The organism is Thermobacillus composti KWC4, from assembly GCF_000227705.2.
Taxonomy (GTDB): Bacteria; Bacillota; Bacilli; order Paenibacillales; family Paenibacillaceae; genus Thermobacillus; species Thermobacillus xylanilyticus.
In genome coordinates this window covers 3508434-3521070 of the sequence record NC_019897.1, presented here as the reverse complement: position 1 = coordinate 3521070, position 12637 = coordinate 3508434, and the positions used below count along the sequence as shown (strand labels likewise).

10 protein-coding genes and 1 riboswitch are annotated in these 12637 nt (G+C 60.0%); of the genes, 8 read left to right on the top strand and 2 right to left on the bottom strand.

Annotated features, from left to right (window positions below):
• The first annotated feature begins 35 nt into the window (after positions 1 to 35).
• The gene (locus tag THECO_RS16155) at positions 36 to 962 is read left to right on the top strand and encodes a VanW family protein (protein ID WP_015256104.1); all 927 of its coding nucleotides are present in this window, start codon (positions 36 to 38) and stop codon (positions 960 to 962) included.
• An 84-nt stretch (positions 963 to 1046) separates the two neighbouring features.
• A riboswitch (cyclic di-AMP (ydaO/yuaA leader) is annotated at positions 1047 to 1190 on the top strand.
• A gap of 198 nt (positions 1191 to 1388) precedes the next feature.
• Positions 1389 to 2606 (top strand): KamA family radical SAM protein, encoded by a 1218-nt coding sequence (locus tag THECO_RS16150; protein ID WP_015256103.1) that lies wholly within the window; start codon positions 1389 to 1391, stop codon positions 2604 to 2606.
• Positions 2607 to 2817: 211 nt separating this feature from the next.
• On the opposite strand, the gene THECO_RS16145 is transcribed toward THECO_RS16150, so the two are convergent.
• Positions 2818 to 3843 (bottom strand): LacI family DNA-binding transcriptional regulator, encoded by a 1026-nt coding sequence (locus THECO_RS16145; RefSeq protein WP_015256102.1) that lies wholly within the window; start codon positions 3841 to 3843, stop codon positions 2818 to 2820.
• A 291-nt stretch (positions 3844 to 4134) separates the two neighbouring features.
• Between THECO_RS16145 and THECO_RS16140 the strand changes: the two genes are divergently transcribed.
• From THECO_RS16140 to THECO_RS16115, 6 genes are all read left to right on the top strand, one after another.
• Positions 4135 to 5481, top strand: a complete 1347-nt coding sequence (locus THECO_RS16140) for an ABC transporter substrate-binding protein (protein WP_015256101.1) — start codon at positions 4135 to 4137, stop codon at positions 5479 to 5481.
• Positions 5482 to 5559: 78 nt separating this feature from the next.
• Positions 5560 to 6549, top strand: coding sequence for a carbohydrate ABC transporter permease (locus THECO_RS16135; RefSeq protein WP_015256100.1), 990 nt, complete (start codon positions 5560 to 5562; stop codon positions 6547 to 6549).
• Between the two features lie 16 nt (positions 6550 to 6565).
• Positions 6566 to 7441, top strand: a complete 876-nt coding sequence (locus tag THECO_RS16130; RefSeq protein WP_015256099.1) for a carbohydrate ABC transporter permease — start codon at positions 6566 to 6568, stop codon at positions 7439 to 7441.
• A 43-nt stretch (positions 7442 to 7484) separates the two neighbouring features.
• On the top strand, positions 7485 to 8567 hold the full coding sequence (locus THECO_RS16125; protein ID WP_015256098.1) for a glycoside hydrolase family 130 protein: 1083 nt from the start codon (positions 7485 to 7487) through the stop codon (positions 8565 to 8567).
• Positions 8568 to 8597: 30 nt separating this feature from the next.
• A complete protein-coding gene (locus tag THECO_RS16120) occupies positions 8598 to 9545 on the top strand; it encodes an MTP-1 family protein (protein ID WP_015256097.1) in 948 nt (315 codons plus the stop codon).
• A 16-nt stretch (positions 9546 to 9561) separates the two neighbouring features.
• Entirely contained in the window at positions 9562 to 10431 is an 870-nt protein-coding gene (locus THECO_RS16115) for a protein phosphatase 2C domain-containing protein (RefSeq protein WP_157373601.1), read from the top strand.
• Positions 10432 to 10880: 449 nt separating this feature from the next.
• Here THECO_RS16115 and THECO_RS16110 read toward each other — a convergent pair whose 3' ends face one another.
• Positions 10881 to 12554, bottom strand: coding sequence for a transposase (locus tag THECO_RS16110; protein ID WP_015253411.1), 1674 nt, complete (start codon positions 12552 to 12554; stop codon positions 10881 to 10883).
• Positions 12555 to 12637 lie beyond the last annotated feature (83 nt).

The window sequence follows — 12637 nt, the reverse complement described above, 5'->3', positions numbered from 1 at the left end:
ATGCCGGCATCCGGTCATGCAGGAGGTGTGTGCTGTTGAAATGGATGATGCTGGCCGGTCTGATCGCGCTCCTCTCGCCGGACTTGCCGGACGGGGCGGACGGCGCGCTGACGATCCGGCTTCCCGGCGAGACGATCCGGATCCATCGCGGCGAGTTCGCGCTGCCCGGCACCGGTTTTGTCGATCCCGCCAGGCTCGACCGGTTGGCGGACGGTCTGGCGGCGAAAGTGGACGTTCCGGCGCGCAACGCGAAATTCGCCGCGAACGGAACGATTCGGCCGGAGCAGCCGGGGCGCAAGCTGGACAGGGAAGCGTTCGAGTCGCAGTTCTACGCGTATTTCTACGGAAGCGGAGAGGCGGACATGGAGCCGCCCGCGCGGCAGGTGCCGGCGAAGGTCGACAGCGCATTGCTCGCCGGGCTGAACGAGAAAGTGATCGGCCGATACGTCACCTATTACAACCCGAGGAACCGGAACCGGTCCCACAACATCGAGCTGGCTTCCGCGGCGCTCGACAGCACGGTCGTCTTTCCCGGGGAGACGTTCTCCTTCAACCGGACGATTGGCAAGCGGACGGTGGAGCGGGGCTACCGGCAGGCGCCCGTCATCGTGCGCGGCGAATTGTCCGAAGGGGTGGGCGGCGGCATCTGCCAGGTGTCGTCGACGCTGTTCAACGCGGTGGACAACGCGGGACTCGAGATCGTTGAGCGGTATGCCCACAGCCGCCATGTCGCCTATGTGCCGCCCGGCCGGGACGCGACGGTGAGCTGGTACGGGCCGGATTTCGCTTTCCGCAACACGCTCAATCAGCCGGTGCTGATCCGGGCGTACGCCGCCCGCGGCACGATGCGCGTCGTCCTGTATTCGACCGAATCGGTCCGCCATCATCCGCGGAAAGTGCCGGGCATACAGCGCGGGCAAATCGAGGAGGTGCGCGACGCGCTGCACCCGGATGCGGGCTGACCGTCCCGTCCGCGGACGTGCGGATGCGCGTCTCTGTCCCGGGGCGGTCCGTTGTTTTTTGACAGATCGGGCCAAATCCGTTATCCTAAAAACACGCTTAATTCCCGGTGGCAATGTCCGGGAAGCGGGGGAACCAGTCAATTGGGGCGAATCGTCCGCCGGCCGGACGTAGGGGACCATCGACCCGAGCCCGTCAGCTAACCTCGTCAGCGGGAGATGGGTCTGAATTGAACGAAGCTTATGGCGTGCATGATCGGCATGTTATGCCACAGACCCCTCACGGGTCTTTTTTCTTTCTTCAGGCCTTATCCGCAATGATTTTTTTAAATTGGCTCGGCTGGTTTCTAATCCGGAGAGGAAGGAGGTTATATCAACATTGCCATTGTTACAAATCCCTGAAGAGGCAAACGAAAGGAGAGGCGTAAAATGGCGAAGGTGAGATACATTACCGACATTTCGAAAATCACGATGCTTCCCGAAGCGGAACGGGAGCAGCTCAAGCCGATCACGGAGAAATTCGTCTTCCGCGTGAACGATTATTATCTGAATCTGATTGATTGGAACGACCCGGACGATCCGATCCGCAAGCTGGTCATCCCGAATACGGGCGAGCTGAAGGAGTACGGGCGGTGGGACGCGTCGGACGAGGACACGAACTACGTCGTGCCCGGCTGCCAGCACAAATACAAGACGACGGCATTGCTGATCGTCTCCGAAGTGTGCGGCGCATATTGCCGGTATTGCTTCCGGAAGCGGCTGTTCCGCAACGACGTGAAGGAAGCGGTGACCGACGTGTCGCCGGGTCTGGACTATATCGCGGCGCATCCCGAAATCAACAACGTGCTGCTGACGGGCGGCGACAGCCTCATGCTCGGCACACCGCGGCTCAGGGCCATCATCGAACGGCTGCGTTCGATACCGCACGTGAAGATCATCCGGCTCGGCTCGAAGCTGCCGGTCTTCAATCCGATGCGCATCTATGAAGATCCGGATCTGCTCGAACTGATCCGGGAACACTCGACGCCCGAGAAGCGCATCTATGTCATGGCGCATGTCAATCACCCGCGCGAGATTACGCCCGAGGCGAAGCGGGGGTTCGACGCGCTGCACCAGGCGGGCGCGATCGTCGTCAATCAGACGCCGATTCTGAAGGGAATCAACGACAACGCCGAGGTGCTCGCCGAACTGCTCGACAAGCTGTCCTGGGCGGGCGTGACGCCGTACTACTTCTTCGTCAACCGGCCGGTGGCGGGCAACAGCGACTTCGTGCTGCCGCTGGAACGGGTGTATCGGCTGGTGGAAGAAGCGAAAGCGCGAACATCCGGTCTGGGCAAAAGGGTGCGCCTGTCGATGAGCCATACGTCCGGCAAGATTGAAATTCTGGCCATCGAGAACGGGAAGGCGTACCTGAAATACCACCAGTCCCGCGACGGGGAATACGGCAAGTTCATGGTGCTCGACTGCCCCCCGGACGCGGCGTGGTTCGACGATCTGCCCGGCAGCGAGAAATATTGGAAGAAACCCGGGAAGAAGACCGACAAGGTCGTCTCCGTCAATGAGCTTCCGCCGGTCCCTGTGAAACGCGTCAAGCGGGGTCGGACGGCCGATGCCGTCCAGCGGGTCGAAGTGGCTGAACCGAGTTGAGCGCAGATGAAAACGGCCGATTCGGGACATGTGTTGAGCCGCTCCCGGTCAAGCAGACAGTGAAAATAGCAATCATGAAAAGTCTGGACTCCGCGAATTGCGGAGTCCATTTTCTTACTCCCCATAGAAAAAACTCCCCTCAAGCAGCCCCGATAATTGTTCTTTCAGGTGTCTGCCTTGAGGGGAGCATCCTTGATCGCAGCCGTCCGCGTCAGGTCTGTCCGACGTACGCCCCTGTCGATTCCCGCTTCACCAGCCGCGTCGGCAGCAGAATTTCGCGGTACGCGTCATCCGGCCGCTCAATGCGGCGCAACAATTGGGCGAACGCTTCCTTCGCAAACAAGTCGAGATCGATGTTCATCGTCGTGATCTTCGGGACGCCGATCTGCGAGAAATCGCTGTTGTCGAAACCGCAGACGGAGACGTCGTCCGGGATGGCGCACCCCATGTTCCGCAACACGGAGCAAGCGAAGAACGCGAAGCCGTCGTTCATGCAGAACCAGGCGCTCGGCTTCTCGCGGACGGCGCGAAGTGCTTCTTCGATCTTCCCGCCTTCCTCCGTGACATGGACCAGCATGTGCGCCTGGGGCGGCTCGATGCCGTACTCCCGCATGGCGAGCAGATAGCCTTCCCATCGTTCCTGGTAGCTCGGCGAGGCGTCGATGTTGCCGAGAATGCCGATGCTCCGGTGTCCCAGTTCAAGCAGATGCCGGACTGCCGTGTATGCGCCGAAACGGTTGTTGGTCAGGACGGCGTCGGCCTCGATCAGCGGATGATGATGGTCAATGAGCACGGTCGGAATGCCCTTGACGAGCACGTGGTTCACATAATCAGTGCTGATATGAGAGAGAATAAGCAGACCGTCCACGTCCTGATGCTCGATGAATGCCGGCAGCACCAGCTGATCGCGGGCTTCCGGCGTGATCGACTGGATCCGCAGGCTGATCCCGTGGCGCTGCGCCTCGCGCTCGATGGCGAGATAGATCTCGCCGAAGAAATTTTTCATCGAGAAAGCGAACTCGGACGCGATAAGTCCGATCGTCCGCACCTGCTTGTGCTTGTTTTCCGACGATTTCTTCGGTGTATAGCGATACCCCATCTCGAGGGCGGTCTGGATGATTTTTCTCCGGGTTTCTTCGCTGACGCCGTCCTTGCCGGAGAGCGCCTGCGACACCGAGTTTTTGGACAGATTGAGACGGTCTGCGATATCCTGCATGACAATTTTCTTTTTGGCCATCAAGACAAACCCTTTCAGCGGCAAACGGATGCCGAAGCAATTTCATTTTTGTAACGTTACAAAATCAATATACATTATCATGCAGTAAAAGTAAACGAAATTGCGAAAAAACAAGACTAAACCGAGCTTGAAATTCGATGATTCAGATTGTTGACAGTGTTGTCATCCTGATGCATAATGTGTTTGTAACGAGGATAATAACGTTACAAAATTAAACTTATAATTTTTGTAATGTTATTGTTGTCATCGTTCAAGTCATGTTTCCCAACATGGAGCTAGGGGGCAGTGTCAATGAAGAAGAGGTTATCCATGCTGGTGTCGGTTCTCCTGGTCATTGCGCTTGTGTTGTCCGCTTGCGGGGGAGGCAAGAACGACAACGGCGGGAACGGCGGAAACGCAGCGAACAACGGCTCGTCCGGCAACAATTCGGGCGGCGAACCGGCCCGGAAGGTGCAAATCCGGCTGGCGACGTGGGCGGGCGCCGATGAGGCGAAGGAACTGCAGGCCATCCTCGACGATCTGAACGCCAAGTCGACCACGTACGAAATCGTGCAGGATTCCAACCCGGCGGAATACGATACGCGCATGATCACGCAGCTGTCGGGCGACTCCGGCCCCGATCTGTTCTGGGTCAGCGCGCAGCGCGCCGCGCAATTCGCCGCGGGCGGCGTCATGCTCGACATCACCGACCGGCTTGCAAGCGCTTCGCATCCGGCGGCCGACACGAACGATTACTATGAAGCGTCTCTGGGGCCATTCACGCATGACGGCAAGATCTACGGTCTGCCCTGGCTGCAGCAGCCCGTCATGATGTATGTCAACAAGGCGCTGTTCGACGAAGCGGGGCTCGACTATCCGGATGAAAGCTGGACGTGGGATGATTTCATCCAGGCGGCCAAGAAGCTGACGAAGGATGCGAACGGCAAGCGTGCGGACGAAGAAGGCTTTGATGCGAACAACACGGTGCAATGGGGCTTTACGCTGAACGGCTGGCCGCCGGCGCAAATGTTCATCTGGCAGAACGGCGGGGAAGTCATCACGGAAGACATGAAGTCGTCGCCGATCGATACGCCGGAGGCGAAAGAGGCGCTGAACTTCTACGCCGACCTCGTGCAAGGTCCGCTCGTTCCGTCGCAAAGCATCATCCGCGACCGCGGGTTCGACCAGATGTTCCGCAACGGTCAGGTCGCGATGTTCATGGGCGGCGCCGCCGACAATCTCGACTCGACCGTCGAGAACGTGCAGGCGTTCATGGTGCCGGCGGGTCCGGGCGGCACGCACGTTACGTTCGGCGACATTCTCGGCATGGGCATCAACGCGAAGACGAAAAATCCGGACGCCGCATTCCAGGCGCTCCTGGATCTGACCGATGCGATTCACCACTGGAAGATCATGCCGCCGCGCAAATCGCTGGCTGATCTCGAAACGCTCAAAGAACTGCATCCGGACAAGGCGCATTCGCTTGAAGCGATCATCGCGTCGATGGAATATGCAAGACCGTATCGCTATTCGGAAAAGTACCCGGACTGGGACAACATTTTCTGGACGCAGCTCATGGACCCGATCATCAACGCGGGCGCACGTCCGGACGATCTCATTCCGAAGGTGAAACCGTTGCTCGACAACGCGCTGCAATAACGCATCTTGCGAAGGAGGCAGTCCGCTGCCTCCTTTGTTTGCTCGAAGTCCGTGATGAACGGAAAGGAGGAAGCGGCAGTGGAGAACCATCTGGCGACGCTGTTCCGCTGGCTGCTCGTGCCGGTCGCGCTGGCCGTGATCGCTTTCCTGATCTATCACCTGTTCCGGTGGTTTGGATGGAAGAAGAAGCAGGCGATGGGGCTGGCGCTCGTCTCGCCGTGGATCGTCGGATTTCTCATTTTCACCCTGTACCCGCTCGGCGATTCGCTGTACCTGAGCTTCACGAAATCGTCGATCTTCGGGAAGACGGAATGGGTCGGGCTGGACAACTACATCAAATTGTTCACGCTGGACATCGAATTCTGGCCCTCGGTCCGGATTACGCTGCTCTATGCCCTGTTCTCGCTTCCGATCGGGGTTATCGGCGCGCTGCTCATCGCGATGCTGCTCAATAACCGGATCAAGGGCATCGGCACGTTCCGGACGATCTATTTCCTGCCCGCGGTGCTGCCGGAAGTGGCGGTGGCGCTCCTGTGGCGGTGGATGTTCAACAGCGAGTCCGGCATTCTGAACTACATCCTGTCGCCGTTCTTCAAGCTCTTCGGCATGGGCAAGCCGAACTGGTTCGGTGATCCGGACTTCATTCTGCCGGCCTTCATCATCATGAGCGTCTGGGGCATCTTCGGCACGAACACCGTCGTCTTCCTCGCGGGCTTGCAAGGGGTGCCGCGCTCCCTGTACGAGGCGGCCGAGATCGACGGGGCAAGCGGCTTCCGGAAGTTCCTGCATATTACGGTGCCGCAGATCTCGCCGGTTATTCTGCTGCAGATCGTCATGGGGATGATCGGCGCGCTGCAAATTTTTACGATCGCGATGTTCGTTCGTCCGTCGACCGCGGCCGGCAAGTTCATGAACCAGCTCGTCTATGAGCGGGGCTTCACCCAGATGCACATGGGCGAAGCTTCCGCGATCGCCTGGGTGCTCTTCTTGATCATTCTGGTTCTTACGCTGCTCGTGTTCCGCTCGTCCCCGGCCTGGGTTCACTACGAGTCGGACATGAAGCGATAAGGAGGGACTTACGATCATGGCGAGAAGCTTGGCGGCAGGTGGAGGATTGGGCACCAGGCGGATGAATGCGATCAAGCGGGCGCTCATTTATATCATTGTGACGTTGCTGGCGGCGGTCATTCTCGTGCCGTTCTTCTGGATGCTGTCGACCGCGCTGCAGCAGGAAGGCGACATTTTCGCCTGGCCGCCGCAGTGGATACCGGATCCGCCGCAGTGGCGCAACTTCGCGGAGGCGTGGACGGCGATGCCGTTCAACCGCTACCTCGGGAACACGATCTTCGTCGTCGTGCTCGGCATTACGGCGGAGCTGGCGAGCGCCACGATCGTCGCGTACGGGTTCGCGCGGTTCCGTTTTCCCGGCAGCGATCTGATCTTTCTCATTCTGCTGGCGACGATGATGCTGCCGTTTCACGTGACGCTCATTCCGACGTTCCTGATCTGGCAGCACTTCGGACTGGTGGGCGAGTTCGATCCGCTCGTGCTGCGGGCGTGGACGGCGTGGGGGCCGTTCTACATTTTCCTGCTGCGCCAGTTCTTCCTGACGATTCCGCGGGAGTTGGACGACGCGGCCGAGATCGACGGCGCGAATACGCTGCAGACGTTCTTCCTGATCATGCTGCCGCAGATCCGGCCCGCGCTGCTCGCGGTCGCGATCTTCGCGTTCCGCGGGTACTGGAACGATTTTCTCGGCCCGCTCATCTATCTGACCGATATGAAGCTGTACACGATGAACGTCGGGATGTACTTCTTCATGGGCGGGGTGAACGAGGCGCCGCAATGGAACTATCTGATGGCCATGTCCATCATCATCGCGCTGCCGGTCGTGCTGCTGTTCTTCGTCGCGCAGCGTTACTTCATCGAAGGTATCACCTTTACGGGACTTAAAGATTAAATGAAATATAGATCCGGTTTGGAATGGATGGGAGGAGAAACTGGTGAGAGTGAAACCGCAAATCGGCGTTCGGCGTTCGCCGCTGAATCCGCTGATTACGCCGGCCGATGTGAAGCCGTCTTTTCCGGACTGGGAGGTGCTCGGCGCTTTCAATGCCGGCGTGGCGGAATGCGGCGATGAGATTGTGCTGCTCCTGCGCGTGGCGGAACGGCCGCGCCAGACGGATCCCGGCAAGGTGACCGTGCCGGTGCTGCGCGCGGATGCGAGCGGTTTCGGAGAGTCGTCGGTATGCATCGTGGAGCTGGATCGAAACGATCCGGATCTGGATTTCAGCGATCGGCGCGTCGTGAAGAACCGGCGCGGCGAAACGATCTGGCTGACGACGCTGTCGCATCTCCGGGTGGCGAGAAGCCGGGACGGCGAGCGGTTCACGATTGACGAGCAGCCGAGCGTCGTTCCGGCGGGACCGCTGGAGACGTGGGGGATCGAAGATCCGCGCATCACGAAAATCGACGACCGCTTTCTTGTCACCTACAGCGCCGTTTCCGAGAAAGGGGTGGCCGTCGGCCTGCTGTCGACCCGCGATTTCCGGTCGTTCACACGGGAAGGGACGATTCTTGCGCCGACGAACAAGGACGTTGTGTTGTTCCCCGAAAAAATCAACGGGAAGTACATGATGGTGCACCGTCCGGTTCCCGAAGGCATCGGCAAGCCCGAGATGTGGATCGCGGAATCGCCGGATCTCATCCATTGGGGCAATCATCGGTTTCTCATGGGCATTTCCGAGAGCGGATGGGACAGCGCGCGGATCGGGGCGGGCTGCGTGCCGATCCGGACGGACGAAGGCTGGCTGCTCCTGTATCACGGAGCCGACAGCGGCCACCGCTATTGCATGGGCGCGGTGCTGCTCGATCTGAACGATCCGGGCCGCGTCATCGCGCGCACGGCGGAACCGTTCATGTCGCCGGAAGCGGAATACGAGACGACCGGGTTCTTCGCCGGCGTCGTCTTCGCATGCGGCGCGATTGTGAAGGACGGCCGGGTGACCATGTACTACGGCGTCTCCGACGAATCGACAGCATCCGCAACTTTCCAACTCGAAGAAGTGTTTAATTTATTGAAATAGGACAATACAGCGGAAAGGACATCAGCGGTCATGGCACTCTGGAAGAACAGCGGGGTCAAATCCTGTGTCGAGTTGCTTGAGGTCTATCGCGCGGGAGGCAAGCGGCCGTTCTACGCCGAGAAAATCGTGTTCGACGGCGTGGAAGGGCGCGACGTGTACAACATCACGGCGCCGTTCGTGCTGAACGGCGAGATCGTGATTGCGGGACGGGTCGAGCGCCGGGACAGCGAGCAATCGGAGATTTACTTTTTCGTCAATCGGGACGGCAAATGGGTGCAGCGGAGCGATTCCCCCGTCCTGGCCTTGCAAGACCCGTTCTATACACGCATTTCGGGCGAACTGATCATCGGGGGTGTGGAGACCTATCCCCATCCGGTCGATCCGGGCAAACTCGGCTGGCGGACGGTTTTCTACAAAGAGTCGGGCCTCGTGGACAAGAAACCGTTCTTCCAGGGGCCTGATCAGATGAAGGATCTGCGTCTCGTCCAGCTCAAGGACGGAAGCATCGGCGTGTTCACGCGTCCGCAGGGCGAGAAGGGCGGAAGAGGCAAGATCGGCTACGCCCGCATCGGCAAGCTGGACGACCTGTCGCTTGACGTGATCCATCAGGCGCCGCTGCTCGAAGGCCAGTTCCTGGACGAAGAGTGGGGCGGATGCAACGAAATCCATGTGCTCTCGAACGGGCTGCTCGGCGTGCTCGGGCATATCGCCAGGTTCGACGAGCAGGGCAACCGGCATTATTATCCGATGACATTCGTATTCGATCCGACGACTGGCAAATTTTCCGACATGTCGATCATCGCGGAACGGGCCGACTTCCCGGCCGGACCCGCGAAGCGTCCGGACCTCGTCGATGTCGTCTTCAGCGGCGGTCTGATCCGGCATTCGAACGGCACGGCCGACCTGTACGCCGGCATCAGCGACGCGGAAGCGCACCGGGTGACGATCGCGGACCCGTTCGCCGCGTACGAGAAGTGATCGCGGGATGGGCGGCTTGACGTTCCGAACGGTCTGCATCCGGGGGAGCGGCGAGTGGAACGAAGACGCGCTCATCGTCAGGGAGCGGGACGGTCTGTTCGGCGTCGTAGACGGCGCCACATCGCTCGTGCCGTTCCGTGCGCCCTCCGGCGAGACGGGCGGCGTGCTGGCGTCGCGGATCACGGCAGAGACCGTCATGGGCATGCCGCTCGGCGCGGATGCCAAGGCCGCGGCGCTGGCGGACATGCTGGCGGAAGCGAACCGGCGGCTGGCTTCGGAGATGGCGGCATGCGGCATCGACCCGGCGCGCAAGGAGGCGCTGTGGAGCGCCGGCGCGCTCATCGTGCGGGTCCGGCCGGACGCCGTCGACTACGCTCAGGCGGGCGACTGCATGCTGGTCGCCGGCTACCGGGACGGCTCGTACCGCGTCCTGACGCGGGATCAGCTCGCCGCCGTGGACCGGGCGACGCTGCGCCGGTGGTCGGAAGCGGCGTCCTCCGGCATCACGGGGCGCGACGCGCGCTGGCAGGCAGTGCTGCCGACCATCGAAGCGGGCCGGCGGCTGGCGAACGCTCCGGGGCCCGAAGGGTACGCCGTGCTGAACGGCGATCCCGCGTTCGCCTGCTATGTCGAATCCGGCACGATCAACCGGCTCGGGCTCCGCTCGCTGCTGCTGATGACGGACGGGATGTACGTGCCGAAGGCCGATCCGGCGGAAGCGTTCGACGCCGAAGAAACCGCGCGGCTTGTCGGCCGGATGGGGCTCGAAGCGTACGCGGAATGGCTCGTGCAATATGAGCGGTCCGATCCCGATTGCACGAGATTTCCGCGGGTCAAGCGATCGGACGACAAGACGGCGGTGCTGCTGGAGTTTGCGGATGAGTAGCGGCGGGCGGTCCTGGTGTCCGTGTCAGCTCGTGGGACCGGACGGGATTACCGGGCAGATGGTGAATACGATTGGCGAGACAGCCGGGGAGTGCAGAAATGCGCTCTTCCGGCGTTTCTTTTTGTGAGGGGAAATCGCAACGGAACTCAGAGACGTTATTGACGGAAAAGGGGCGCGGCTCCGGGCAGCAACGGAACTCAGGGGCGTTATTGCGGCGTTTGGCGGGTGTGCGGACGTTCTTTTCTGCAGATAACGCTTCTCCGTTCCGTTAGAATGGAAAACTGCCCGATATCGGCCGAATAACGCTTCTCCGGAAGCTGTCTATTCACTGTGGAAAAACAAGGCTCCATCCCCTACTGAAACTTGCAATTCTCGTCCACAAGCCGTTGTGGGTCGGATTGGGGGGATATCCGCCATCATCATGGGTCTTACCTTTCGTGTGCTTTGCTTCATCCGACCGCGATTGGCGCACGACGAAGAAACCCGGGTTTGGGGTTTCCGAGTTTTCGGACCAGGAGTTTGAGGTTTACGACCATCGCCGAAGTCTGTGCCTTGATTTGCAGGGTAACGCGGCTGCGGGTTCGCGCTCCATCCAGAGCGCAGTCGTTCTTCAGTTCCTTGTTCTTCCGTTCGACGACGAGCCGCTCTTGCAACTCGGCTCGCCCGGTCAGACTGTCGTTGTATACCCGGGCGGCTTCGTACAGGTCTGCGTAATCGCTCCGGAATACACGCCGGCCCCCCTTTTCACTGCTCGTGCACGCCTTGCGCGACGGGCAGGAAAGACAAACGTGCGGTGCAAAGCTGTACTGGTGACCTTCCGACTGGCGGATATATTGCTTGCCGACGCTTTGTTGGCCTTCCGGGCAAATGTACACATCCTTCTCCGCATCGTAGACAAACCGGGACGAATGAAACAGACCGGTCGGGTTTTCGGCAATCGGAACCGGAGCGACGACGGGGATCCCCAGTGCGGCCAGTCGCGCCCGGTTTCTCCCGTGGCCATAAGCCGAATCCCCCAGCAGAGCGGAAGGCGTCACGCCAAAGAAACGCTTGATCGTCGCGGTCATGTCGGCTGTCGCATCCTGATCGTGTTCATTGGCCGGAATAGTGCGCACGTCGAGAATGACGCCGCCCGTCGTGCAGAGGTTTTGCGTTTTGTACCCGTAGATGGTTTTCGACCGCTTGGCGATGCGCGCTTCCGGGTCAACCGCGCTCACGATGCGGTTTTTCGGGCGTTCGGCTAGCGGAATCTTTTGAAACCGAACGAGCTCGGGAACGTTCGTCCCGGTCTCCTCGTTCCGGCCTTCGGACGCTTCATCCGCTCCATCGCCGGGGTCGACAGGCGAGCTGTTCTCTTGGAGAATGCGCCGCAGGATCGCTTGCAGCTCCCGCGAACGCTTAAGATGCTTCCACTCCGCCAGAAGCGGCTTGATGTTCTCGTTCTCGAACCAGGCCAACAACCCGTAGGCTTGGGAGACCAGCTTGCTGAAGGCCAGCATGCGAGCCGACGCCGAGGCCGACTTGCTCAGCCGAACGGTTGCGCCATCCAGCGGCAAAGCCTCCAACGCCTCAAGCATCGGTTTTGTCCCGTGCTTGCGCAAATGTTGCGCCAGACGAATCAGGGCATGCTGAATCAGCCGATAGGCGCCCGGGAACTTCAGGTTCACATTGGTCGGGAACGAGTCGATGATCCACTGTTCGTTCCGGTCGCCCCACAGTCCGTACTGGTACATCTGGGCCAGAATGTAGAGATGGCAGGCCCGGAACATGGCGGCTCCCATGCGGCTGCGATCCAGTCCGATCGTGCTGTGGTCGAAACCGATGAAATCCACGGGCAGTTGCAGGAAGCGCTTGATGAACAGGTCACCGATGATTTTTTCTTCGGTCTGACGATCCGACAGACCGTAGTAGGCCTGAACCAGATGGATTTTCAACTTGAGAGACGGCGCATACGGGTACTGTCCTCTGCCGGAATAGAGCACCGCGCACAGCCGATCGGCGAACGAAAAGTCGACCTTGCTGTCGACATGGCTCCAGAACGGATGCGGCGGCAGCTTGGTGTACACTTGCACATCGGCAAAGGAAAGTTGGTCGAACGTTTTGTACCGAACCGAAAAAGTCATATGCGTCGCCTCCTGTAAACACCTTGCTACCATTATACCACGAAAACGGGTGTAATCGTGAGAACGGAAAAGAAAACATCGTA

Excerpts from the sequence above, each read along its gene's own strand:
- THECO_RS16150 (WP_015256103.1), top strand. The coding sequence starts at position 1,389 with ATGGCGAAGGTGAGATACATTACCGACATTTCGAAAATCACGATGCTT.
- THECO_RS16145 (WP_015256102.1), bottom strand. The coding sequence starts at position 3,843 with ATGGCCAAAAAGAAAATTGTCATGCAGGATATCGCAGACCGTCTCAAT.
- THECO_RS16140 (WP_015256101.1), top strand. The coding sequence starts at position 4,135 with ATGAAGAAGAGGTTATCCATGCTGGTGTCGGTTCTCCTGGTCATTGCG.
- THECO_RS16130 (WP_015256099.1), top strand. The coding sequence starts at position 6,566 with ATGGCGAGAAGCTTGGCGGCAGGTGGAGGATTGGGCACCAGGCGGATG.
- THECO_RS16120 (WP_015256097.1), top strand. The coding sequence starts at position 8,598 with ATGGCACTCTGGAAGAACAGCGGGGTCAAATCCTGTGTCGAGTTGCTT.
- THECO_RS16110 (WP_015253411.1), bottom strand. The coding sequence starts at position 12,554 with ATGACTTTTTCGGTTCGGTACAAAACGTTCGACCAACTTTCCTTTGCC.